Consider the following 22,145-nt stretch of genomic DNA (forward strand, 5'->3'; position numbering starts at 1 on the left):
GGGGGCCGATTAGGCAGGCTGCTCATCATACTCTTAATCATTGGCCCCATCCCACACTGGTTCGAGCGGACACTCTTTCTCCGGATTTAATTAGGTATTCTCGGACAAATACAAAAACAAAAAAGCCCGCAACCGAAGTTGTGGGCTTTTTCGCTATTATCGCCGGGTCTATCTGGTTCACTGGCGACGTATTTGGTGGAGCTGGGGGGATTTGAACCCCCGTCCGAAATTACTACACCGTCGGCACTACATGCTTAGTCCAATCTTTACATTCGCCGGCCAGCTGCGGATGGACACGCTACTGACAGACTAGCCTGATTGAGTTTAACGCTTCAGCCCCAGGCAGGACGTCCACGCGATCTCTTTTGGGTTTGACCTCTCTTGATCCCCGTCCTAAGAGCGGAGGCTAGGGAGAGAGGGCTCTAAGCAGGGTATTAAGCTGCTAAAGCGTAGTTTTCGTCGTTTGCGACTATTTTTTTGCGGCTTTTTACGAGGCCAACCGCCCCTCGGCATGCTCCTAGGGCTTCGCAAATCCCGTCGAATCCAGAATCAGCCCCAAGTAACTTTGTGCAGTATACCAGAAGTTTACTTCGATAAGCCAGCGGCTTAACGATTGGCGTGCTTCATGATACGGGCTTTCGCCGTCTGCCATTCGCGATCTTTGATGTCATCGCGTTTGTCGTGCTCTTTCTTGCCTTTGGCTACGCCGATCTTGATCTTGCTCCAGGCATTTTTCCAATACAGGGACAAGGCCACCACGGTGTAGCCATCGCGGTTGACGCGGCCGAGCAGGGTATCCAGCTCGCGTCGTTTCAGCAGCAGTTTACGGGTACGCGTCGGATCGCACACCACATGCGACGAAGCCACGTTGAGCGGGGTGATGGTGGCGCCAAACAGATAGGCTTCACCGTCACGGAACGTCACGTAGCTGTCGCTGAGGTTGGCTTTGCCTGCACGCAGCGATTTAACTTCCCACCCTTGCAGCGACAGGCCCGCCTCGAACTCTTCTTCAATGAAGTATTCGAAACGCGCGCGCTTGTTTTGAGCAATGGTGGCGGAACCGGGTTTGTGTGCTTTTTTCTTTGTCATAGTGCGTTCATTATACTGGATGCTTCAGCGAAAGAAATCCTTTCCCGTTCAGCACCTGCGCAATTTTTCGCATTTTTGGCGCCCTCAGCCCTTAGCAGATTTTTTGTTTGCCGCCAGATAAATGGTATTATCTGTACGTTTTATGTCTCACAGGAAATGATATGCCCCAGATCAGTCGGTCTGCGTTAGTGCCGTTCAGCGCCGAGCAGATGTATCAGTTGGTTAACGATGTTCATTCTTATCCCGATTTTCTGCCAGGCTGCACCGGCAGCCGGGTGCTTAATGCTACCAACAATGAAATGACCGCCGCGGTGGACGTCGCCAAGGCCGGTATCAGCAAAACTTTTACCACGCGCAATACGCTGTTGGATAACCAGAGCATCAATATGCAACTGGTCGATGGCCCGTTCCGCAAGCTGATGGGCGGCTGGCAATTCACGCCGCTGAGCGAAGAGGCCTGCAAGGTGGAGCTGCACCTGGACTTCGAGTTCACCAATAAACTGATTGAGCTGGCGTTCGGCAAGGTGTTCAAAGAGCTGGCGGGCAACATGGTGCAGGCATTCACCCAGCGGGCGAAAGAGGTCTACAGTGTCTGACATCCAGGTCGAGGTGGTGTACGCCTTGCCGGAGCGCCAGTACCTGCGCAAGGTGAAGCTGGCCGAGGGCAGCAGCGTTGAGCAGGCGATTGCGGCTTCGGGCCTGCTGGAGCTGCGCCAGGATATCGATCTCAAAAGCAACAAAATCGGCATCTATAGCCGCCCGGCCAAGCTGGGCGATACGCTGAGCGACGGCGACCGGGTGGAGATCTACCGGCCCTTGCTCGCCGATCCGAAAGAGTTGCGCCGGCAACGGGCAGAAAAGGCAAAAAAATAAGGCGCTTATAGCGCCTTATTTTTTATCTGAAACGGATTTTCTCTTCCGCGTTGCAGCCTGCGACTGTCATGAGGAACATCATGCCCCCTCATGGGCCGAAAGAGCGGGCGGCGCCGATTACTTGGTCAGCGCCGGTTTGTTTTGGATATCGGTCAACACGCCTGCGCTGTCGAAGGTCAGCGTCAGCGTCTGCTGGGTGATGTCTTCATGGCCAGGCTGCTGACGGAACACATAGAACCACGTCTGAGTCCCGAACGGGTCTTGCAGCATTGGGGTGCCCAATGTGTAAGCGACCTGTTGCTGGGTCATCCCTTTCTGAATTTTCGCCACGTCGGTCGACGTCAGGTAGTTCCCCTGATTGATGTCAGGACGATAAACCACCTTTTCAAAAGTAGAACAGCCTGCAGTCAGCATCACAAGAACTACAGCGGCGGCAGTCAGCGTTTTACAGCGCATAGTAATCACATTCCTTTAGGGCATAGGATGCCGATGATAATAGACCTTGCGGCAGTTGGAAACCTTTATACCCTTCATCTTTCAAGTTGCGACGCGTTGGCTTTCTTTCAGCACCTCAAGCGCTTGGCCTGTTTCAGGCCGTTGAGGAGGCTTCGAATCGCCGCCGCGCCGCACTTTAGATATCTTTCGGGTCAACAGCGTCACTGTCAGACCGCAGGAAAGTGAAAAAGTTGAGCTTTTTTATGCCGCCAGCAGTTCTTTGGCGTTCGCCAGCGTATTGCGGGTGACTTCGCTGCCGCCGAGCAGGCGCGCCAGCTCCTGCAGCCGGGCGCGTTTATCCAGCGGCGCCATCTGGGTTTCGGTGACCGTGCCGTCGGTCTGCTTGCTGACGAACAGGTGCTGATGCCCGCATCCGGCCACCTGCGGCAGGTGAGTCACGCACATCACCTGGGTGGATTCGCCGAGCTGGCGCAGCAGGCGGCCGACGATGGCGGCGGTCGGGCCGCTGATGCCCACGTCCACCTCATCGAAGATCAGCGCCGGGGTTTCCATCTTGCGGGCGGTGATCACCTGAATGGCCAGCGCGATGCGCGACAGCTCACCGCCGGAGGCGACCTTCGCCAGCGGCTGCAGCGGTTGCCCCGGGTTGGTGGAGACGCAGAACTCGGTGCGGCTGGCCCCTTCGGCGCTCAGATGCTGCGGCTCGAAACGCACATCGATGTTGAACTTGCCGTGCGGCATGGAGAGCGCCTGCATGCTGTCGGTGATGAGCGTGGTCAGCTCGGCGGCGTAATGTAGGCGTTTCTGATGCAGCTGCTCCGCCAGCGCCAGCGCCTGGTGGTGATGTAGGGTGACCGCCTCGTTCAGGTGCTCATGGTCGCTTTCCTGCTGCGAAAGCAGCTGTTGTTCATCCAGCAACTGCTGATGCAGCTGCGGCAGCTCTTCCGGTGCAACCTGGTGTTTGCGCGCCAGGCTGATTTGGCGCGACAGGCGCTGTTCCAGCTCGTGCAGACGATTGGGATCGAGATCCATGCGATCGGCGTAGTGGCGCAGCTCGTCGCTGGCTTCGCTGATCTGGATAGAAGCCTCTTCCAGCATGTCCAGCAGGCCGCTGAGCTTATCGTCCAGCCCGGCCAGCTCGAGCAGCAGGTGCTTGGCGCTGTAGAGCTGGCTGAGCATGTTGTTCTCGTCGCTGTCGGCCAGCAGCTGCAGCGTCTGCTGGCTGAGGGTCAGCAGCTGGCCGCTGTTGGCCAGGCGCTTGTACTCGGCGTCGGTCTGCTCGAACTCGCCAGCCTGCGGCGCGAATTCGTTCAGCTCTTTCAATTGGTATTGCAGCAGCTGCTTGCGCGCTTCGCGCTCGATGGACTGCTGCTGATGGTGCGCCAGCTCGCGGCAGCTCTGGTGCCAGCGTTGGTAGGCCTGGCCCATCGCCGCCAGCAGGGCGGGTTCGTCGGCGTAGGCGTCGAGCAGCGCTTTTTGGTGCTCCGGTTTGAGCAGCAGCTGATGGGCGTGTTGGCCGTGGATTTGGATCAGGCGTTGCCCCAGCTCGCGCAGCTGCGACAGCGGCACGGCTGTGCCGTTGATAAAGCCGCGCGAACGGCCGTCGGCGTTGATCACCCGGCGCAGCAGGCATTCGTTGCTGTCGTCCAGCTGGTTCTGTTCCAGCCACTCGCGCGCAGACGGGGTGTCCGCCAGCGAGAAGCGGGCGCAGATGTCGGCGCGGGCGGCTCCCTGGCGCACCACGTTGCCGTCGGCGCGGTTGCCGAGGCACAGCCCCAGCGCATCGATGGCGATGGATTTGCCGGCGCCGGTTTCACCGGTGATCGCCGTCATACCCGGTTGAAAATCGATTTCCAACTCACGAACGATAGCAAAGTTGCTGATGGTTAATTGCGCCAGCATGGGAACCTTCCTGTGTATAAACACATAACTGTAGTTTCATACAGTATAAACTGGTTTTATATACAGTAAAGTGGCCGGCGAAGATTTTAGAACAATTTTTTCGACCAGCCCAGCTTGGTGCTTAACGTGTTGAAATAGCTGTAGTCCTTCGGGTGAATCAGATTCAGGTGGAAATCGCTGCGGCGGATCAGCACTTCTTCGCCTTCCTGGATCGGCAGCGCGATCTGGCTGTCGCAACTGATCTCCAGATCGCTGCCGATCTGCGAAAACTTCAGACGGATGGTGCTGTCGCCGTTGATCACCAGCGGCCGGGCGGAGAGGGTGTGCGGGAACATCGGCACCAGCGCGATCGCCTCCAGCGACGGGGTGAGGATCGGCCCGCCGGCGGAGAGCGAGTAGGCGGTGGAGCCGGTCGGCGTGGCGATGATCAGGCCATCGGAGCGCTGCGAGAAGGCGAAGCGATCGTCGATGTACACCTCGAATTCGATCATGTGCGCCACTTTGCCGGGGTGCAGCACCACTTCGTTGATGGCGGTGCTGATGCGGCACTGCTGGTGCTCTTTATGCACGATGGTTTCCAGCAGGAAACGCTGTTCGTCGATATACTCGCCTTCCAACACGTCCGCCAACTGCTGCAGGGCGTTGTCGGGATCGAGATCGGTGAGGAAGCCGAGGTTGCCGCGGTTGACCCCGATCACCTTGATGTCGTAACGCGCCAGCACGCGCGCGGCGCCGAGCATGTTGCCGTCGCCGCCGACCACCACCGCCAGATCGGCGCGCTGGCCGATATCCGCCAGGCCGCCGGTCACGGCGTCTTTCAGCCCCAAATCATGGGCGATCTGGCGTTCGACCATCACCGAATAGCCGCGGGCGACCAGCCAGTGGAACAGCATCTCGTGGGTTGCCAGCGCTGAAGGGTGACGCGGGTGGCCAACAATGCCAATACAGGCGAATTTTTTATTCATTTGTTGTGATTTTCCTCACCGGGACCCGTTTATGCCCCACATTGTGACCGGTTGACTTGAAACCCCAGTTTTGATCCCCATAATAAGCCAAGTTGCGAGATTAATGCTAAAACGCGGAGATATTCATGAGTAGTAAAGAACAGAAGACGCCAAACGAGCAAGTCTCGGAAGAAATGGAACAACACGCTCATCACGATGATACGCTGCCGGAAGCGGCGGAAGGCGTCGATCTGCGCGATGCGCGTATCGCCGAACTGGAAGCCCAACTGGCGGAAGCTCAGCAGCACGAGCGCGACAGCCTGCTGCGCGCCAAAGCGGAAGCGGAAAACATCCGCCGCCGCGCTGAACTGGACGTCGAGAAAGCGCACAAGTTCGCCCTGGAGAAATTCTCCGGCGATCTGCTGCCGGTGATCGACAACCTGGAGCGCGCGCTGGATCTGGCGGATAAAAACAATCCGGAACTGGCCGCAATGATCGAAGGCATCGAGCTGACGCTGAAATCGCTGCTGGACGTGGTGCGCAAGTACGGCATCGAAATCGTCGGCGACGTCAACGTGCCGTTCAACCCGGAAGTGCATCAGGCGATGAGCATGATGGAATCCGCCGATCACCAACCGAATCACGTGATGATGGTGATGCAGAAAGGCTATACGCTGAACGGCCGCCTGCTGCGTCCGGCGATGGTTGCAGTCTCCAAAGCCAAGGCGTAATCGCCCCGGCAACGGCATAAAGAAAGGCACCCGAGGGTGCCTTTTTTGTCTCTGTACTACGCCTGCGGCAGGCGCGGCATCCAATCGATCGGCGTGAGCCCTTGCTGCTCCAGCAGCTGATTGGCCTGCGAGAAGTGACGGCAGCCGAGGAAACCGCGGTGGGCGGAGAGCGGCGACGGGTGCGGCGCCTTCAGCACATGGTGGCGGTTGCGGTCGATAAAGTTGCCTTTCTTCTGCGCGTGCGAGCCCCACAGCAGGAACACCACGCCTTCACGGTTCTCGTTCAGGGCGGCGATCACTTTGTCGGTAAAGGTTTCCCAGCCCAGGTTGGCGTGCGAGTGCGCGCGGCCGCCTTCCACCGTCAGCACGGTGTTGAGCAGCAGCACCCCCTGTTCGGCCCAGCTTTGCAGGTAGCCGTGATCCGGGCGTTCGAAGCCGGGAATGTCGGTCGCCAACTCTTTATACATGTTTACCAGCGACGGCGGCGCCGGCACGCCGGGGCGCACCGAGAAAGAGAGGCCGTGCGCCTGATTGGGGCCGTGATACGGATCCTGGCCGAGGATGACGACCTTGACGTCCGCCAGCTCGGTATAGCGGAAAGCGTTGAACACGTCCTTCTGCGGTGGATAAATGGTCTTACCGGCCTGGCGTTCAGCGGCAACAAAGGCGAGCGTTTCAACAAAATAGGGCTGCTCTTTCTCTTTGCCGATCACGTCATGCCAGGTGAGGGAGGTGGCCATAAACGCTCTCCTTTGTTTTCTTTAGCAATTCATGGGCTATAGCTTACCGTTTCGGCACGCGCAGCGAAACCCGCTTTTCATTTCTCGCCGCCGAGCCTTATGCAATTATTTTTGAAAATTTACAAAAATAATTGGTTTTTGCCGCAGTGGGAAAATTGATATAAAACATAAATTTGCCCCTTCACGCCCTGTGCTCACCCGGTAAAAATTGACTTTAATCAAGGAACTGGCCCGGTCAGGCTGGTATACAGAACAACAAGACAACAATGGTTTTACCAAATGGCCGAAACCAGAATTGGGTTTTCTCACGACGTGAATTTTTACGCCCTTGTACGGAGGCAACATAATGATTACCGGTATTCAAATTACCAAAGCGAACGACCAGGCGCTGGTGAATTCTTTCTGGCTGCTGGACGATGAAAAAGCGGAAGCTCGCTGCGTGTGCGCCAAGGCCAACTACGCGGAAGATCAGGTTGTCGCAGTCAGCGACCTGGGTCAGATCGAATACCGTGAAGTGCCGCTGGAACTGCAGCCGACCGTGCGCGTGGAAGGCGGTCAGCACCTGAACGTCAACGTGCTGCGTCGCGAAACCCTGGAAGACGCGGTCAAGCACCCGGAAAAATACCCGCAGCTGACCATCCGCGTGTCCGGCTATGCGGTGCGCTTCAACTCCCTGACGCCGGAACAGCAGCGCGACGTTATCGCCCGCACCTTTACCGAAAGCCTGTAATTTGCGGCGCAGTCAATCAGGGAGCTTCGGCTCCCTTTCTGGCGTTTGGCGGCCGAAAACCGAACGCGGATCACATTCTGCACAAAGATAAGCATTCCTGATACAGAACTCATCCGACCTGCCGATAGCTAAATCAGCACCTATTCAGGTGCTCAATAAAAAGTCTATCGACAAGGAGTCGGCATGAGTATGCCTTTAAGTTTTACCTCTGCAGTATCCCCGGTGGCCGCGATCCCTACGCCTCGCGCCGCTGCCGAGACGGCGACGGCGGCGCAGCCCGCGGCAGCGCCGGCAAATCCGGCGCCGGTGGCCTCTCCCTCTCAGAACACGCTCAATGCGCAGGCTCTGTTGAATACGCTGGTCGGCGATATCTCCGCGGCGGCGCCGACGGCGGCGGCGGCAGCTCCGGGCGTGACCCGGGGGCAGCAATCGCAGGAGGGGGATTATGCGTTGGCGCTGTTGGCCAAGGACGTTTATTCACTGAACGGTCAAGGCACCGCCGGGTTCAACCGCCTGAGCGACAGCGCGCTGCTCGGTTTCGGCATCGATCCCGCCAGCCTGCACGACGCGGGCAGCGGTTTCCAGGCCGGGATTTACAGCAACGACAAGCAGTATGTGTTGGCGTTCGCCGGCACCAACGACTGGCGCGACTGGCTGAGCAACGTGCGGCAGGCGACGGGCTATGACGATGTGCAGTACAATCAGGCGGTTGCCGCTGCCAAAAGCGCCAAGGCGGCCTTCGGCGATGCGCTGGTGATCGCCGGCCATTCGCTCGGCGGTGGTCTGGCGGCCACCGCCGCGCTGGCGACCGGCACCGTCGCGGTCACCTTCAACGCGGCCGGAGTGTCGGATTACACCCTGAATCGCCTGGGTATCGATCCGGCGGCGGCGAAGAAAGATGCCGAAGCCGGCGGCATTCGCCGCTACAGCGAGCAATATGACATGCTGACCAGCACCCAGGAATCGACTTCGCTGATCCCGGACGCCATTGGCCACAACATCACCCTGGCCAACAACGATACCCTGACCGGCATCGATGACTGGCGGCCGAGCAAGCATCTGGATCGCAGCCTGACGGCGCACGGTATCGACAAGGTGATAAGTTCGATGGCGGAACAAAAGCCGTGGGAGGCGAAGGCCAATGCCTGAAGGGCGTCGCTTGCGGCGGGCGCTGGCGATAGCCTTACTGGCGCTGGTCGCAGTGACCGGTTTACTGATGATGGCTAAGGGGCAACAGATGGGGCAGGAGATTTCGCCGTTTGACGGCCACAGCAATCTGGCGCTGGCTCAGGCGGTGGCGCGCGGCGATACGCAGGGTATCCATGCGCAGGCCACGCAGGATCGCTTGCGCGAGCGGGGCGAACGGCAGGTCACGCTGTTGCAGTGGGCGGTGCTTTCGCAGCAGCCGGATAGCGTGCAGGCGTTGCTGGATCTCGGCGCCGACCCGGCGGCGGCGGGGCTGGACGGCAACAGCGCGCTGCACACCGCGGCGATGCTGCAAGACGCGCAGTACCTGCGGTTGTTGCTGGCCAAAGGGGCGCAGGTGAACGTGCGCAATGCCGTTACCGGCGCCACGCCGCTTGCGGCGGCGGTGCTGGCCGGGCGTGAGGAGCAACTGCGGCTGTTGCTGGCGGCCGGGGCGGACACCACCTTGAGCGATCGGCTGGGGGATACCCCGCTGCATCTGGCGGCGAAGATCAACGCGCCGCACCTGGCGCTGCTGCTGTTGCAGGCCGGGGCCGATGCCCGGGCGCGCAACCAGCAGGGCGTCGCGTTCCAGTTTTATTTCTCGCAAACGCCGGCGCATTTGCAGAATGACGAGCTGAAGGCGCAGTTCCGCGAACTGGATAAATGGCTGCAGGGGCACCGCCTGGCCACGCACTACGGGCAGCCGTAAACGCCCATAAAAAAACCGCCTGTAAAGGCGGTTTTTTCTTAGGCAGCGGGGGTTATTCCGCGTCGCCGGCCGGTTTGGCCTTCGCCTGACGGCGTTTGCCGACGTTTTTGGCGTCGCGGTGGCGCACTTTCACCTTGGCCTTTTCTTTGTTCTTCGCTTTATCTTCCGCGCGTTTGGCCAGTACTTTCTTCGATGGCTTGCCGTTGCTCTTCTCGTTCGGCACCTTGGTTTTCGGCCGCAGTTCGTCGATCACGCGCGCTTTCAGCGGCTCGTTCAGGTAACGGCCCACTTTGCCCAGCAGCAGATGGTCGTGCGCTTCCACCAGCGAAATGGCGGTGCCTTTGCGCCCGGCGCGGCCGGTACGGCCAATGCGGTGCAGGTAAGTATCCGCCGTGCGCGGCATGTCGAAGTTGAACACGTGGGTGATATCGAGGATATCCAGACCGCGTGCGGCAACGTCGGTGGCGACCAGCACGTTAACCCGGCCATCCATCATGCGTTTGACCGCTTCGTTGCGTTTGGCCTGCACCATTTCGCCTTCGAGATAGCAGGTGTTGATGCCCGCTTCGCGCAGCCAGGTGGCCAGCTCGTGCACGCGCTCGCGTTTGCGCACGAAGATCACCGATTTCTGCACGTCCGGTTGTTGCAGCAGGTGGATCAGCAGCGCGGTTTTGTGCTGCACGTCATCGGCGCGGTAATACCACTGCAGGATTTTTTTGCGTTCGCGGCGCGACGGATCGGCTTCCACTTCCACCGGTTCTTTCAGGATGCGCTCGGCGAATTCGCGGATCGCTTCGCCTTCCAGCGTGGCGGAGAACAGCAGCGTCTGGTTGCGCCAGCGGGTTTCGGCGGAGATGGTTTCGATGTCCTGCGCGAAGCCCATATCGAGCATGCGGTCGGCTTCGTCGAGGATCAGGGTTTCCACCGCGCGGCAGTCGAAGTTCTCTTCTTTAATGTATTGCAGCAAACGGCCGGTGGTGGCGACCACCACGTCCTGGTTTTCGCTGAACACTTCCGCGTGGTTCATGTAAGCGACGCCGCCGGTGATGGTGGCGATATCCAGCGAGGTATGAGCAGCCAATTCACGCGCCTGATCGGCGACCTGCATCGCCAGTTCACGCGTTGGCGTCAGGATCAGTACGCGCGGCGGGCCGGATTTTTTGCGTGGAAAGTCCAGCAGGTGCTGCAACACGGGCAGCAGGAAGGCGGCGGTTTTGCCGGTGCCGGTCGGAGCCGAACCTAAGACGTCGCGCCCGTCCATCGCCGGCGGGATCGCAGCGGCCTGAATGGCGGTGGGGCGATCGTAGCCTTTGTCGCGCAGCGCGTCGATCAGGCGGTCATCGAGTTCGAGTTCGGAAAAAGTGGTTGCTGTCATGGTCTACCTCTACTTGGGGCGCCGATTATAGACGGGTTGGCCGCGATCTTCACCTATTTAAGCGGAAAGCCGCTCTTTTCCCGCCGATCAGATTGCCTTATGCTACGCCAGTTTTATAGCCAGGTGGTGAGTGTGAGCAAGCGATCGAAAGCCGATTTTACCCCGCGCCGCGGGGGTTTTACCTTTAAACAATTCTTTGTCGCCCACGATCGTTGTGCCATGAAAGTGGGCACCGACGGGGTGCTGCTCGGCGCCTGGGCGCCGCTGGGGCAGGCGCGTCGGGTGCTGGACATCGGCAGCGGCAGCGGGCTGATCGCGCTGATGCTGGCGCAGCGCAGCGGCGACGAAGTGACCATTGACGCGGTGGAGCTGGATGAAGCCGCCGCCGGCCAGGCGCGCGAAAACGCGGCGGAATCGCCGTGGCCGCAGCGGATCCGCGTGCATGCGCAGGATATTCACCATTATGCGCAGCGGCATGCCGCTGAGTATGATCTGATCGTCAGTAATCCGCCTTATTTCGAGCCGGCGGTGGCTTGCCGCGACCAGGCGCGCCACAACGCGCGTTATACCGAAACCCTGACACACGATGCGCTGTTGGCCTGTGCGGCACAGCTGCTGGCGGCGCAGGGGACGTTCTGCGTGGTGCTGCCGCACGACATCGGCGCCGAATTCGAACGTCTGGCACAGCAAAGCGGCTGGCACACGGCGGTGAAAGTGAACGTCAGCGATCGGGCCGATACGCCGCTGCACCGGGTGCTGCTGGCGCTGACGCGGCGGGAAATGCCTCTGCAGGAGCAGGCGTTGGTGATCAAACAGGCTGATGGCAGCTACACCGCCGATTTCCGCCGGTTGATCACCGACTTCTACCTGTTCTACTGAAAAGAAAAGGGCGCCGATTAGGCGCCCTGTCGCAGAGTTTAAGGCTGCAAAATGGTCGGCAGCGCTTCCGGCAGCAGATCCGGATAGTCCAGCGTGTAATGCAGGCCGCGGCTCTCTTTACGCGCCATGGCGCTGCGCACGATAAGCTCGGCCACCTGCACCAGATTGCGCAGCTCCAGCAGGTTGTTGGAGATGCGGAAGTGAGCGTAGTACTCGTCGATTTCCACCTGCAGGGTGTTGATGCGGCGCAGGGCGCGTTCCAACCGCTTGGTGGTGCGCACGATGCCGACGTAATCCCACATGAACAGCCGCAGCTCGTGCCAGTTGTGCTGGATCACCACCCGTTCGTCCGCATCGTCCACCCGGCTTTCATCCCAGTGCGGCACCTGTTTGGCCTGCTGAATGAACGGCAGGCGCTGCAGAATGTCTTCCGCCGCTGACCAACCGTACACCAGGCACTCCAGCAGCGAATTCGACGCCATGCGGTTGGCGCCGTGCAGGCCGGTATAGCTGACCTCGCCGATGGCGTACAGCCCGTCGAGATCGGTCCGGCCGTGCTGATCGACCATCACGCCGCCGCAGGTGTAGTGCGCCGCCGGGACGATGGGGATCGGCTGCCGGGTCAGATCGAAGCCCAGCGTCAGCAGCTTCTCGTGGATCATCGGGAAGTGCTGGGTAATGAACTCCGCCGGCTTGTGGCTGATGTCCAGGTACATGCAGTCGGCGCCCAGGCGCTTCATTTCATGGTCGATGGCGCGGGCAACGATATCGCGCGGAGCCAATTCGCCGCGCGGGTCAAAATCGGGCATAAAGCGGCTGCCGTCCGGGCGTTTCAGGTATGCCCCTTCACCGCGCAGCGCTTCGGTCAGCAGGAAGTTGCGCGCCTGCAGATGGAACAGGCAGGTCGGGTGGAACTGGTTGAACTCCAGGTTGGCGACCCGGCAGCCGGCGCGCCAGGCCATGGCGATGCCGTCGCCGGAGGAGATGTCCGGGTTGGTGGTGTATTGGTATACCTTGGCCGCGCCGCCGGTCGCCAGCACCACCGTTTTGGCGCGATAGGTTTCCACCCGCTCCAGCTCGCGGTTCCAGACGTAAGCGCCCACCACTCGGCGGGTGCCCGGCAGGCCGATTTTGTTCGAGGTAATAAGGTCAACCGCGTTGCGGCGCTCCATCACGCAAATATTGGGGTGAGCGCTTGCTTTCCCCACCAGCGTGGTCTCTACTTCCTTACCGGTAGCGTCCGCGGCGTGCAGGATGCGGCGATGGCTGTGGCCGCCTTCGCGCGTGAGGTGGTAATGCTCCTCGCCCTGCGCGTTGACCTCGGTGTCGAACAGCACGCCCTGATCGATCAGCCACTGCACGCAGTGGCGCGCGTTGCCGGCGATGAATTCAACGGCCTCTTTGTCGCACAGGCCGGCGCCGGCAATCAAAGTGTCATCAACGTGTGAGGCAATGCTGTCCGTCTCATCGAACACCGCGGCGATCCCGCCCTGGGCGTAAAAGGTGGCGCCCTCGCTGAGCGGCCCCTTGCTGAGAACGGTAACCTTGCAATGCTGCGCCAGGCGCAGCGCCAGTGACAGGCCCGCAGCGCCGCTGCCGACGATCAGTACATCGCTAACATGTTCAGATGATGGTTGCATAACGTATGATGTGTGCAGAAGAAGAGTGAATTTCATGTTAGCCTAACTGTCCGGGCAAAAGCCACGGATAGGGCGACATCAACAGAAAAAACAATGGCGATATGGAACTTCGTGTTCTATATGAACTCCAAGCGAGTGCTTGCTCAGGAAAATAATGTATGGCTGGCAGTACAATTTTACGCGTGGAGACGGATTTGGGGAGAGTTTACCTCGGATGAGCGAGCAGTTAACGGATCAAGTTCTGGTCGAGCGGGTCCAAAAGGGCGATCAGAAATCGTTTAACCTACTGGTAGTGCGCTATCAGCATAAGGTGGCGAGTCTCGTTTCCCGCTATGTGCCGCAGGGCGATGTGCCCGATGTGGTGCAGGAGTCGTTTATCAAGGCCTATCGCGCACTGGAATCGTTCCGTGGCGACAGCGCTTTTTATACCTGGTTGTATCGAATCGCCGTGAACACGGCAAAGAATTATCTGGTTGCTCAGGGGCGCCGTCCGCCATCCAGTGATGTGGACGCCAACGATGCGGAAAATTACGAAAGTGCGGGCGCACTGAAAGAAATTTCGAACCCTGAGAACTTAATGTTGTCAGAAGAGTTGAGACAGATAGTTTTCCGTACCATTGAGTCTCTCCCTGAGGATCTTCGCATGGCGATTACCCTGCGGGAGTTGGATGGTCTAAGCTACGAAGAGATAGCCGCCATCATGGATTGCCCGGTCGGAACCGTACGTTCGCGTATTTTCCGCGCCCGGGAAGCTATCGATAATAAAGTTCAACCGCTGATCCAGCGTTAGCAATGGCGGGCACAGGAAGGGTACTTAGGCATGCAGAAAGAAAAGCTTTCCGCTCTGATGGATGGTGAATCGTTCGACAGCGAGCTGTTGAGTTCTCTGTCGCAAGATCGAACGCTTCAACAAAGCTGGCAGAGCTATCACCTGATACGTGACACACTGCGAGGTGATGTCGGGCAAGTGATGCATCTCGACATCGCCGATCGCGTAGCCGCTGCACTTGAGAAAGAACCCGCCCGGCTGGTGCCTTCCGCCGTTCAGGAATCTCAGCCGCAGCCTCACACCTGGCAGAAAATGCCGTTCTGGGACAAAGTGCGTCCTTGGGCGAGCCAGATTACGCAAATCGGTATGGCTGCCTGCGTGTCTCTGGCGGTGATCGTCGGCGTACAGCACTATAACCAGCCTGCTATGCCATCGAACGCGTCCGAATCGCCGGCCTTCACCACGCTGCCGATCATGGGCCAGGCCTCGCCGGTCAGCCTGGGCGTGCCTGCCGACAGTTTCTCTACCGGCAGCGGCCAACAGCAGCAGGTGCAGGAACAGCGCAAGCGTATCAACGCCATGCTGCAGGACTATGAACTGCAACGTCGCCTGCATTCGGATCAGCTGCAGCTTGAGCAAGGCAACCCACAACAGGCTGCCATTCAGGTTCCCGGAACTCAGTCTTTAGGAACGCAACAGCAGTAATGAAGCAAATCTGGTTCTCCGTTTGTTTATTGACGGGCAGCCTGCTCTATTCCAGCATCGCCCCGGCGCAGCCAACTGCGTCCGGGGCGTTATTGCAACAGATGAGCAGCGCCAGCCGTTCTCTCAATTACGAGCTCGCCTACATCAGCATCAGCAAGCAGGGAATCGAGTCGTTGCGCTATCGCCATGCGGTGATCGGCAACGTGCTGCTCGGCCAGCTGTTGCATATGGACGGCCCGCGCCGCGAAGTGTTGCAGCGCGGCGGCGGGATCAGCTACTTCGAACCTGGCCTGGAGCCGTTCACGCTCACCGGCGATCACATCGTCGATGCGCTGCCGGCGATCGTCTATGCCGATTTCACCCGCCTGGCCAAGTACTACGACTTTATCTCCGTGGGCAGCACCCGCATCGCCGATCGGCCGTGTGAAGTGCTGCGCGTGGTGGCGCGCGACGGTTCCCGCTACAGCTACATCGTCTGGATGGACGAGGACACCAAGCTGCCGCTGCGGGTGGATCTGCTCGATCGCGACGGCGAAACGCTGGAGCAATATCGGGTGATCTCCTTCGCGGTCGGCGCCGACGTGCAGGGCGCGATGCAGGGGCTGCTCAAAGCCAACCTGCCGCCGCTGCTGTCGCTGCCGGCGGTAGAAAACGTCCAGCTCAGCTGGAGCACCGGCTGGTTGCCGGCCGGGGTGGACGAGGTGGCGCGCAATCGCCGCAAATTGCCGAACGTCGCCGTGCCGGTTGAATCCCGGCTCTACAGTGACGGCCTGTTCAGCTTCTCGGTCAACGTCAGCCCGGCGGGCAGCGGAGCCGGGCAGCAGTATTATCGTCAGGGGCGCCGCACCATTCAGACCGAAGTGCGAGCGGGCAACGAAATCACTATCGTGGGCGAATTGCCGCCGGCTACGGCCAAGCGCATCGCCGACAGCATTTCTTTCAAGGTATCGCCGTAATGATGAAAGAGTGGGCCACGGTGGTTTCGTGGCAACAGGGCGTAGCGCTGCTGCGCTGTGAACCCAAGGCCGGCTGCGGCAGCTGCACTGCGCGCTCCGGTTGCGGCGCGCGTGCGCTGAACGAGCTGGTGCCGGAAACCGAGCATCAGCTGCAGGTGCATATCGATCAGCCGCTCGAACCGGGGCAGCGCGTTGAAGTCGGCATTGCGGAAGGCAGCCTGCTGCGCTCCGCCATGTTGGTTTACCTGACGCCACTGCTGGGCATGATGCTGGGCGGCACGTTGCTGCAATATTGTTTCGGCAGCGACGCCTCGGCGGCAGTCGGTGCCGTACTGGGCGGCGGGGCGGCCTTTATGCTGGCGCGCCGGTTGGCCCGGCGCCTGGGCGAGCAGGCCGATTACCAGCCGGTGGTGCTGCAGATTGGGTTGCCGCCTACCGCGATGCGCATGCAGGCGGAAAACTCCCCGCTGATTTAAACCGACGGCCGCGTCATCGCCGGGTTGTGATAGGCGGGGATGCGGTTGTGGATCATATGCTCCAGCAGCGCGATGAACAGATCGGCGCTGAGCAGCGAATCGTAGTTAATCGCGAACAGTACATTTCCCTGGCCGTCGAGCAAACGGATGCCGCGTTGCGGATGGTTTTCCAACGCGCGGATCTGCTCGATCGGCACGTTTCCCCGTTCCGTGGTCAGCAAGGTGGCGCTCAGCCGCAGCGTTTCGGTCGGTGTGCCTTGCCGCTTGCCCAGCAGCAGCTGCCATAGCCAGCGCGCGTCGCCCTCAACGGTGTGAAACGACACCGTCTCCCCTTGATAGAGCGCATTCAACGCCAGCGGCCCGCGCTGCTGCAGCTGTTGGTCGACGATCACGTCCGCCAGCCGCCACGAATGGGCTATATTGCTGAAAACCGTGCACCAGGGCTGATCCGCGCCGGCGCGGAATGCCGTGACGTCAAACAGCCCGCCAAAAGCCTTGCCGCCGCGAAAGCGATAGATGTCGCCGATCTTCTCAAACGGGATGAAGCGCTCTTTGTGATGGTGGCCGTCAAAGACTCGCACGCCGTGCTCGTACAGGCGATAGGTCAGCGTCGGACGCAGATAATGCCGTAGCGCCAGCAGCGTACAGCCGAGTAAAACCGTGCCCGCGCCGGCCTGCAACAGCGTGATGACCTCGCTCTCGTCAATGCTGCTCAGCAGCGGCAGAACCAACAGCGCCGCCCCCACGCTAAACAGCAGCGCCGCCGCCGCCAGAATGCCCCAGTTGACCTTTGAAAAATCGTGCCGGCTCAGCATTTGCCCTTTATCGATCATATGCACCTTCCAATCAACGTACGCAGATATGCTGCCGAACCCCGGTGGGCTGCCGATGTAGTGCCCGGAATAATGTTTTGTCGCGGAGTTCATGCCCTTTCTATCCGAGGGGCGGTGGTGGCGTATATGGGGTTTTTCCTAAAGGGAGTGAGGCAAAATTGAATTCTAAGAGATTGATCCAAATATTCTTTTTCTATAATTTCAGAAGGGGTTTATTGCGCGGCGGTCGGTTATGTATTAGCGCCGGAGTTTCATGGCCACGGAGCGCCTGCAAGCCTTGGGTTCAGGCCGTATCTCCCGTGTTAACATCTGTTTTCACCCGCCGGGGTGCCCTGTAACATTTAGCGGCGCATAATAGAATGCCTTCACTGCACCGATCGCTAGGTTTTCAGTGGTGTGGCATGTAGAATGCAGCGATTCAGGTGCAAGACGGCCTCACCCATTCACTGTCGCTTTAGGTCCATGCGGGTTTCTATAGGCGAGTAATTCAGAAATACCAAGGCAGAAAAACTTTTATAATGAAGCATATACGAAATTTCTCCATTATTGCCCATATTGACCACGGTAAGTCGACGCTGTCTGACCGCATTATCCAAATCTGCGGTGGCTTGTCCGACCGTGAAATGGCCGCGCAGGTGCTCGATTCCATGGATCTGGAGCGCGAGCGCGGCATCACCATCAAAGCGCAGAGCGTGACGCTGGATTATAAAGCGCTGGATGGGCAGACCTATCAGCTCAACTTTATCGACACCCCCGGCCACGTTGACTTCTCCTATGAAGTTTCCCGCTCGCTGGCGGCCTGCGAAGGCGCGCTGCTGGTGGTGGATGCCGGTCAGGGCGTAGAAGCCCAGACGCTGGCCAACTGCTACACCGCGATCGAAATGGATCTGGAAGTGGTGCCGGTACTGAACAAGATTGACCTGCCGGCCGCCGATCCGGATCGCGCCGCGCAGGAAATCGAAGACATCGTCGGCATCGACGCTACCGATGCGGTGCGCTGCTCGGCCAAAACCGGCGTCGGCGTGCCCGAGGTGCTGGAGCGCCTGGTGCGCGACATCCCGCCGCCGCAGGGCGATCCGGATGCGCCGCTGCAGGCGCTGATCATCGACTCCTGGTTCGATAACTACCTGGGCGTCGTGTCTCTGGTGCGCGTCAAGAACGGGACGCTGCGCAAGGGCGACAAGATCAAGGTCATGAGCACCGGCCAGGTATACAACGCCGATCGTTTGGGCATCTTCACGCCGAAGCAGGTCGATCGCGACGTGCTGAACTGCGGCGAAGTGGGCTGGTTGGTCTGTGCGATCAAAGACATCCTCGGCGCGCCGGTGGGCGATACCCTGACCCAGGCGCGTCAGCCTGCGGATAAAGCGCTGCCGGGCTTCAAGAAAGTGAAGCCGCAGGTGTACGCCGGTCTGTTCCCGATCAGCTCCGACGACTATGAATCCTTCCGCGATGCGCTGGGCAAACTGAGCCTCAACGACGCCTCCCTGTTCTACGAGCCGGAAAGCTCCACCGCGTTGGGCTTTGGTTTCCGCTGCGGCTTCCTCGGCCTGCTGCACATGGAGATCATTCAGGAGCGTCTGGAGCGTGAATACGATCTGGATCTGATCACCACTGCGCCGACGGTAGTCTACGAAGTGGAAACCACCGGCAAAGAAGTGATCTACGTCGACAGCCCGTCCAAGCTACCGCCGTTGAACAACATCCAGGAACTGCGCGAGCCGATCGCCGAATGTCACATGCTGATGCCGCAGGAATACCTGGGTAACGTCATCACCCTGTGCGTTGAGAAGCGCGGCGTGCAGACCAACATGGTTTACCACGGCAACCAGGTGGCGTTGACCTATGAAATCCCGATGGCGGAAGTGGTGCTCGACTTCTTCGACCGTCTGAAGTCCACGTCGCGCGGTTATGCGTCGCTGGATTACAACTTCAAGCGCTTCCAGGCCTCCGACATGGTGCGCGTGGACGTACTGATCAACAACGAGCGCGTGGATGCGCTGGCGCTGATCACCCACCGCGACAACTCGCAGTACCGAGGCCGTGAATTGGTGGAGAAGATGAAAGAGCTGATCCCGCGTCAGCAGTTCGACATCGCGATTCAGGCGGCGATCGGCACGCACATCATCGCGCGTTCCACCGTGAAGCAGTTGCGTAAAAACGTGCTGGCGAAATGCTACGGCGGTGACGTCAGCCGTAAGAAAAAGCTGCTGCAGAAACAGAAAGACGGTAAGAAACGCATGAAGCAGGTCGGCAACGTCGAGCTGCCGCAGGAAGCGTTCCTGGCCATTCTGCACGTCGGTAAAGACGGCAAGTAACCGCGACGAGTTCGCGAAACGAGGGAGTTTGCATGGCGAATATGTTTGCCCTGATCCTGGCGTTGGCCACCCTGGTCACCGGGATCATCTGGTGCTTCGAGCGCTTTAAATGGGCGCCGGCCCGCCGCGCGAAGATCGCGGCGGTCAACGAGCAGACCGCGGGCGCCGTAGACGATAAAACGCTGGCGAAAGTGGCGAAGCAGCCTGGTTGGGTAGAGACTGGCGCATCGGTGTTCCCGGTGCTGTTGCTGGTCTTTGTGGTGCGTTCGTTTATTTATGAACCGTTCCAGATCCCGTCCGGCTCAATGATGCCGACGCTGTTGATTGGCGATTTCATTCTGGTGGAGAAATATGCCTACGGCATTAAAGATCCGATTACCCAGACCACGCTCATTGAAACCGGTCATCCGAAGCGCGGCGATATTGCGGTATTTAAATATCCGCTGGATCCGAAACTGGATTATATCAAGCGCGTGATTGGCCTGCCGGGCGACCGTATTACTTACGATCCGGTGAATAAGCGCGTTACGGTGCAGCCGTCCTGCAACAGCGGTCAGTCCTGCGATACCGCACTGGCCGTGACTTACGCCGACGCGCAGCCGAGCGACTTCGTGCAGTTGTTCAGCCGCAGCGGCATGGGCGAGGCCAGCAACGGCTTCTACCAAATCCCGCTGAGCGATAACGTGCCGCCCGGCGGCATTCGCATGCGTGAGCGCCAGGAAAGCCTCGGCAACGTCACGCATCGCATCCTGACCGTGCCGGACGCGCAGGATCGGGTGGGCGCTTACTACCAACAGCCGGGCAAACCGCTGGCGGAGTGGGTGGTGCCGGCTGGGCATTACTTCATGATGGGCGACAACCGCGACAACAGTGCGGACAGCCGTTACTGGGGCTTTGTGCCGGAGAAGAATCTGGTGGGTAAAGCCACGGCCATCTGGATGAGCTTTGAAAAGCAGGAAGGTGAGTGGCCTACCGGCGTGCGTTTCAGCCGGATCGGCGGTATTCATTAATCGCTGACTGATTCCCTGTTAATTTCACGCCGCAGCCTACTGCGGCGTGAAAGATTAAGGGGATATAAACACAGCATTATGTTTCCACTCGTTGTAGAATACTTTCTCGAGCGATAAAAAGTTGGCCCCTGCTGGGAGCCACTGCAAACGAAACAGCTTTGGATCGGCTTTCGGCGAAGCAGGCCTGTTCCGTATGCTGCAAGTTTTTGACGCATTCTTGATCTATTGGTAACTCATGAACCCCATCGTAATAAACAGGCTGCAGCGGAAGCTGGGCTACACTTTTCAACAGCAGGAGCTTTTACTGCAGGCTTTGACTCACCGCAGTGCCAGCAGTAAACACAATGAACGTCTTGAGTTTCTGGGTGACTCGATTCTGAGCTTTGTCATCGCCAATGCGCTCTATCACCGCTTTCCTCGCGTAGACGAGGGCGACATGAGCCGCATGCGCGCCACGCTGGTGCGCGGCAATACGTTGGCGGAGATGGCGCGCGAGTTTGATCTGGGCGAATGTCTGCGGCTTGGGCCGGGCGAATTGAAAAGTGGTGGGTTCCGCCGCGAGTCAATCCTGGCGGATACGGTGGAGGCATTGATCGGCGGCGTGTTCCTGGACAGCGACATCCAGACCGTCGAGCGTCTGATTTTGGACTGGTATCGCAGCCGGTTGGACGAAATCAGCCCCGGTGATAAGCAGAAAGACCCGAAAACCCGTTTGCAGGAGTTTTTGCAGGGGCGTCATCTGCCGTTGCCTTCTTATTTGGTGGTGCAGGTTCGCGGAGAAGCGCACGACCAGGAGTTTACCATCCACTGCCAGGTGAGTGGTTTGAGCGAGCCCGTAGTGGGCACCGGCTCGAGCCGCCGTAAAGCCGAGCAGGCGGCAGCGGAACAAGCGCTGAAAAAGCTGGAGCTTGAATGAGCGAAGTAAAACAACACTGTGGGTTTATCGCCATTGTCGGCCGCCCGAACGTGGGCAAATCGACGTTGCTGAACCAACTGCTGGGGCAGAAGGTTTCCATTACGTCGCGTAAGCCGCAGACGACCCGTCACCGTATCATGGGCATCGACACCGATGGCGCCTATCAGGCGATCTACGTCGACACCCCAGGGCTGCACATCGAAGAAAAACGCGCCATCAACCGCTTGATGAACCGCGCGGCCAGCAGCTCGATCGGCGACGTCGAACTGGTGATCTTCGTGGTCGAAGGCACCAACTGGACCGCCGACGACGAAATGGTGGTCAACAAGCTGCGCAGCCTGCGCTGCCCGGTATTGCTGGCGATCAACAAGGTCGATAACGTCACCGACAAATCCAAGCTGTTGCCGCACATCGCGTTCCTCAGCCAGCAGATGAATTTCCTCGACGTGGTGCCTATCTCCGCCGAGAAAGGGATGAACGTCGACACCATCGCCGGCATCGTGCGCAAGCTGCTGCCGGAAGCGGAACACCACTTCCCGGAAGACTACATCACCGATCGCTCCCAGCGTTTTATGGCGTCCGAGATCATCCGCGAGAAGCTGATGCGTTTCCTGGGCGAAGAGCTGCCCTATTCGGTGACGGTAGAAATCGAACAGTTCGTGGCTAACGATCGCGGCGGCTACGATGTGCACGGCCTGATCCTGGTCGAGCGCGAAGGCCAGAAGAAAATGGTCATCGGCAACAAAGGCGCCAAGATCAAAACCATCGGCATCGAAGCGCGGCAGGACATGGAAAAGATGTTCGACGCCAAAGTGCATCTGGAGCTGTGGGTGAAAGTGAAATCCGGTTGGGCGGACGACGAACGTGCGCTGCGCAGTCTGGGCTATGTTGACGATCTGAAGTAAC

General features: G+C 59.3%; 24 protein-coding genes and 1 other RNA gene. 16 read left to right on the forward strand and 9 right to left on the reverse strand.

Annotation, left to right across the window (positions count from 1 at the left end; translation table 11 throughout):
- Positions 1 to 215, forward strand: a 215-nt coding sequence (locus C9411_RS26090; RefSeq protein ID WP_233221935.1) for a hypothetical protein, incomplete at its 5' end; no start/stop codon positions are given.
- On the opposite strand, the gene ssrA is transcribed toward C9411_RS26090, so the two are convergent.
- Positions 194 to 557, reverse strand: a transfer-messenger RNA (tmRNA) gene (gene ssrA, locus C9411_RS20110). The two genes, C9411_RS26090 and ssrA, sit on opposite strands and share 22 nt — an antisense overlap.
- Positions 558 to 606: 49 nt before the next feature.
- Positions 607 to 1,089: an SsrA-binding protein SmpB gene (gene smpB / locus C9411_RS20115; protein ID WP_033654311.1), complete on the reverse strand. Its 483-nt coding sequence runs from the start codon at positions 1,087 to 1,089 to the stop codon at positions 607 to 609.
- A 161-nt stretch (positions 1,090 to 1,250) separates the two neighbouring features.
- On the opposite strand from smpB, the gene C9411_RS20120 reads away from it, so the two are divergent.
- Both C9411_RS20120 and C9411_RS20125 read left to right on the forward strand, forming a co-directional pair.
- Entirely contained in the window at positions 1,251 to 1,685 is a 435-nt protein-coding gene (locus tag C9411_RS20120) for a type II toxin-antitoxin system RatA family toxin (protein ID WP_063990613.1), read from the forward strand.
- Entirely contained in the window at positions 1,678 to 1,962 is a 285-nt protein-coding gene (locus tag C9411_RS20125; RefSeq protein WP_063990612.1) for an RnfH family protein, read from the forward strand. Before C9411_RS20120 ends, C9411_RS20125 begins: the two co-directional genes overlap by 8 nt.
- Before the next feature lie 117 nt (positions 1,963 to 2,079).
- On the opposite strand, the gene bamE is transcribed toward C9411_RS20125, so the two are convergent.
- From bamE to nadK, 3 genes are all read right to left on the reverse strand, one after another.
- Positions 2,080 to 2,418 (reverse strand): outer membrane protein assembly factor BamE, encoded by a 339-nt coding sequence (gene bamE / locus C9411_RS20130; protein ID WP_004929101.1) that lies wholly within the window; start codon positions 2,416 to 2,418, stop codon positions 2,080 to 2,082.
- A 240-nt stretch (positions 2,419 to 2,658) separates the two neighbouring features.
- Complete coding sequence (gene recN / locus C9411_RS20135; protein ID WP_107227790.1) at positions 2,659 to 4,320, reverse strand: DNA repair protein RecN; 1,662 nt, start codon at positions 4,318 to 4,320, stop codon at positions 2,659 to 2,661.
- An 86-nt stretch (positions 4,321 to 4,406) separates the two neighbouring features.
- A complete protein-coding gene (gene nadK, locus C9411_RS20140; protein ID WP_107227791.1) occupies positions 4,407 to 5,285 on the reverse strand; it encodes an NAD(+) kinase in 879 nt (292 codons plus the stop codon).
- Positions 5,286 to 5,410: 125 nt separating this feature from the next.
- Between nadK and grpE the strand changes: the two genes are divergently transcribed.
- Complete coding sequence (gene grpE / locus C9411_RS20150; protein ID WP_025303955.1) at positions 5,411 to 5,995, forward strand: nucleotide exchange factor GrpE; 585 nt, start codon at positions 5,411 to 5,413, stop codon at positions 5,993 to 5,995.
- Positions 5,996 to 6,051: 56 nt separating this feature from the next.
- On the opposite strand, the gene ung is transcribed toward grpE, so the two are convergent.
- Positions 6,052 to 6,735 carry a uracil-DNA glycosylase gene (gene ung / locus C9411_RS20155; RefSeq protein WP_033635636.1) on the reverse strand — a complete coding sequence of 228 codons (684 nt, stop codon included), beginning with the start codon at positions 6,733 to 6,735 and terminating at the stop codon, positions 6,052 to 6,054.
- Positions 6,736 to 7,081: 346 nt separating this feature from the next.
- Between ung and grcA the strand changes: the two genes are divergently transcribed.
- The 3 genes from grcA to C9411_RS20170 all read left to right on the forward strand — a co-directional run bounded on the left by grcA (position 7,082) and on the right by C9411_RS20170 (position 9,362).
- Complete coding sequence (grcA, locus tag C9411_RS20160) at positions 7,082 to 7,465, forward strand: autonomous glycyl radical cofactor GrcA (RefSeq protein ID WP_063990610.1); 384 nt, start codon at positions 7,082 to 7,084, stop codon at positions 7,463 to 7,465.
- 183 nt (positions 7,466 to 7,648) lie between these two features.
- Positions 7,649 to 8,614 (forward strand): DUF2974 domain-containing protein, encoded by a 966-nt coding sequence (locus tag C9411_RS20165; RefSeq protein ID WP_107227792.1) that lies wholly within the window; start codon positions 7,649 to 7,651, stop codon positions 8,612 to 8,614.
- Positions 8,607 to 9,362, forward strand: coding sequence for an ankyrin repeat domain-containing protein (locus C9411_RS20170; protein ID WP_107227793.1), 756 nt, complete (start codon positions 8,607 to 8,609; stop codon positions 9,360 to 9,362). The genes C9411_RS20165 and C9411_RS20170 overlap by 8 nt, the downstream gene beginning before the upstream one ends.
- Before the next feature lie 52 nt (positions 9,363 to 9,414).
- Here C9411_RS20170 and srmB read toward each other — a convergent pair whose 3' ends face one another.
- Positions 9,415 to 10,737 carry an ATP-dependent RNA helicase SrmB gene (gene srmB / locus C9411_RS20175; protein WP_025303951.1) on the reverse strand — a complete coding sequence of 441 codons (1,323 nt, stop codon included), beginning with the start codon at positions 10,735 to 10,737 and terminating at the stop codon, positions 9,415 to 9,417.
- Positions 10,738 to 10,836: 99 nt separating this feature from the next.
- Here srmB and C9411_RS20180 point away from each other — a divergent pair, with 99 nt between their 5' ends.
- Positions 10,837 to 11,616, forward strand: a complete 780-nt coding sequence (locus C9411_RS20180) for a tRNA1(Val) (adenine(37)-N6)-methyltransferase (RefSeq protein WP_107227794.1) — start codon at positions 10,837 to 10,839, stop codon at positions 11,614 to 11,616.
- Positions 11,617 to 11,654: 38 nt separating this feature from the next.
- Here C9411_RS20180 and nadB read toward each other — a convergent pair whose 3' ends face one another.
- Positions 11,655 to 13,256: an L-aspartate oxidase gene (gene nadB / locus C9411_RS20185; protein WP_199200144.1), complete on the reverse strand. Its 1,602-nt coding sequence runs from the start codon at positions 13,254 to 13,256 to the stop codon at positions 11,655 to 11,657.
- 214 nt (positions 13,257 to 13,470) lie between these two features.
- Here nadB and rpoE point away from each other — a divergent pair, with 214 nt between their 5' ends.
- The 4 genes from rpoE to rseC are packed head-to-tail and all read left to right on the forward strand — an operon-like array spanning position 13,471 to position 16,162.
- Positions 13,471 to 14,046, forward strand: a complete 576-nt coding sequence (rpoE, locus tag C9411_RS20190; RefSeq protein ID WP_004929136.1) for an RNA polymerase sigma factor RpoE — start codon at positions 13,471 to 13,473, stop codon at positions 14,044 to 14,046.
- 30 nt (positions 14,047 to 14,076) lie between these two features.
- Entirely contained in the window at positions 14,077 to 14,730 is a 654-nt protein-coding gene (gene rseA, locus C9411_RS20195; RefSeq protein ID WP_107227796.1) for an anti-sigma-E factor RseA, read from the forward strand.
- The gene (gene rseB, locus C9411_RS20200; protein ID WP_107227797.1) at positions 14,730 to 15,686 is read left to right on the forward strand and encodes a sigma-E factor regulatory protein RseB; all 957 of its coding nucleotides are present in this window, start codon (positions 14,730 to 14,732) and stop codon (positions 15,684 to 15,686) included. Before rseA ends, rseB begins: the two co-directional genes overlap by 1 nt.
- The gene (gene rseC, locus C9411_RS20205; protein WP_004929144.1) at positions 15,686 to 16,162 is read left to right on the forward strand and encodes a SoxR-reducing system protein RseC; all 477 of its coding nucleotides are present in this window, start codon (positions 15,686 to 15,688) and stop codon (positions 16,160 to 16,162) included. Before rseB ends, rseC begins: the two co-directional genes overlap by 1 nt.
- Here the strand turns inward: rseC and C9411_RS20210 are convergent.
- Complete coding sequence (locus tag C9411_RS20210) at positions 16,159 to 16,995, reverse strand: hypothetical protein (RefSeq protein WP_107227798.1); 837 nt, start codon at positions 16,993 to 16,995, stop codon at positions 16,159 to 16,161. The two genes, rseC and C9411_RS20210, sit on opposite strands and share 4 nt — an antisense overlap.
- Positions 16,996 to 17,513: 518 nt before the next feature.
- Between C9411_RS20210 and lepA the strand changes: the two genes are divergently transcribed.
- From lepA to era, 4 genes are all read left to right on the forward strand, one after another.
- Positions 17,514 to 19,313, forward strand: a complete 1,800-nt coding sequence (gene lepA / locus C9411_RS20215; protein WP_060423862.1) for a translation elongation factor 4 — start codon at positions 17,514 to 17,516, stop codon at positions 19,311 to 19,313.
- Between the two features lie 32 nt (positions 19,314 to 19,345).
- Positions 19,346 to 20,323 carry a signal peptidase I gene (gene lepB / locus C9411_RS20220; protein ID WP_063990602.1) on the forward strand — a complete coding sequence of 326 codons (978 nt, stop codon included), beginning with the start codon at positions 19,346 to 19,348 and terminating at the stop codon, positions 20,321 to 20,323.
- A 235-nt stretch (positions 20,324 to 20,558) separates the two neighbouring features.
- Positions 20,559 to 21,239 carry a ribonuclease III gene (gene rnc, locus C9411_RS20225; protein ID WP_004929158.1) on the forward strand — a complete coding sequence of 227 codons (681 nt, stop codon included), beginning with the start codon at positions 20,559 to 20,561 and terminating at the stop codon, positions 21,237 to 21,239.
- A complete protein-coding gene (gene era, locus C9411_RS20230) occupies positions 21,236 to 22,144 on the forward strand; it encodes a GTPase Era (protein ID WP_025303944.1) in 909 nt (302 codons plus the stop codon). Before rnc ends, era begins: the two co-directional genes overlap by 4 nt.
- Position 22,145: the final 1 nt, after the last annotated feature.

The sequence above is a fragment of the Serratia sp. Nf2 genome (assembly GCF_003028435.1).
Classification (GTDB): domain Bacteria; phylum Pseudomonadota; class Gammaproteobacteria; order Enterobacterales; family Enterobacteriaceae; genus Serratia; species Serratia marcescens_L.

Excerpts from the sequence above, each read along its gene's own strand:
- lepA (WP_060423862.1), top strand. The coding sequence starts at position 17,514 with ATGAAGCATATACGAAATTTCTCCATTATTGCCCATATTGACCACGGT.
- C9411_RS20120 (WP_063990613.1), top strand. The coding sequence starts at position 1,251 with ATGCCCCAGATCAGTCGGTCTGCGTTAGTGCCGTTCAGCGCCGAGCAG.
- grcA (WP_063990610.1), top strand. The coding sequence starts at position 7,082 with ATGATTACCGGTATTCAAATTACCAAAGCGAACGACCAGGCGCTGGTG.
- C9411_RS20165 (WP_107227792.1), top strand. The coding sequence starts at position 7,649 with ATGAGTATGCCTTTAAGTTTTACCTCTGCAGTATCCCCGGTGGCCGCG.
- rseA (WP_107227796.1), top strand. The coding sequence starts at position 14,077 with ATGCAGAAAGAAAAGCTTTCCGCTCTGATGGATGGTGAATCGTTCGAC.
- recN (WP_107227790.1), bottom strand. The coding sequence starts at position 4,320 with ATGCTGGCGCAATTAACCATCAGCAACTTTGCTATCGTTCGTGAGTTG.
- rnc (WP_004929158.1), top strand. The coding sequence starts at position 20,559 with ATGAACCCCATCGTAATAAACAGGCTGCAGCGGAAGCTGGGCTACACT.
- ung (WP_033635636.1), bottom strand. The coding sequence starts at position 6,735 with ATGGCCACCTCCCTCACCTGGCATGACGTGATCGGCAAAGAGAAAGAG.
- grpE (WP_025303955.1), top strand. The coding sequence starts at position 5,411 with ATGAGTAGTAAAGAACAGAAGACGCCAAACGAGCAAGTCTCGGAAGAA.
- C9411_RS20170 (WP_107227793.1), top strand. The coding sequence starts at position 8,607 with ATGCCTGAAGGGCGTCGCTTGCGGCGGGCGCTGGCGATAGCCTTACTG.
- bamE (WP_004929101.1), bottom strand. The coding sequence starts at position 2,418 with ATGCGCTGTAAAACGCTGACTGCCGCCGCTGTAGTTCTTGTGATGCTG.
- nadK (WP_107227791.1), bottom strand. The coding sequence starts at position 5,285 with ATGAATAAAAAATTCGCCTGTATTGGCATTGTTGGCCACCCGCGTCAC.
- rpoE (WP_004929136.1), top strand. The coding sequence starts at position 13,471 with ATGAGCGAGCAGTTAACGGATCAAGTTCTGGTCGAGCGGGTCCAAAAG.
- smpB (WP_033654311.1), bottom strand. The coding sequence starts at position 1,089 with ATGACAAAGAAAAAAGCACACAAACCCGGTTCCGCCACCATTGCTCAA.
- nadB (WP_199200144.1), bottom strand. The coding sequence starts at position 13,256 with ATGCAACCATCATCTGAACATGTTAGCGATGTACTGATCGTCGGCAGC.
- rseC (WP_004929144.1), top strand. The coding sequence starts at position 15,686 with ATGATGAAAGAGTGGGCCACGGTGGTTTCGTGGCAACAGGGCGTAGCG.
- rseB (WP_107227797.1), top strand. The coding sequence starts at position 14,730 with ATGAAGCAAATCTGGTTCTCCGTTTGTTTATTGACGGGCAGCCTGCTC.
- C9411_RS20180 (WP_107227794.1), top strand. The coding sequence starts at position 10,837 with ATGCTACGCCAGTTTTATAGCCAGGTGGTGAGTGTGAGCAAGCGATCG.
- era (WP_025303944.1), top strand. The coding sequence starts at position 21,236 with ATGAGCGAAGTAAAACAACACTGTGGGTTTATCGCCATTGTCGGCCGC.
- C9411_RS20210 (WP_107227798.1), bottom strand. The coding sequence starts at position 16,995 with ATGATCGATAAAGGGCAAATGCTGAGCCGGCACGATTTTTCAAAGGTC.
- lepB (WP_063990602.1), top strand. The coding sequence starts at position 19,346 with ATGGCGAATATGTTTGCCCTGATCCTGGCGTTGGCCACCCTGGTCACC.
- srmB (WP_025303951.1), bottom strand. The coding sequence starts at position 10,737 with ATGACAGCAACCACTTTTTCCGAACTCGAACTCGATGACCGCCTGATC.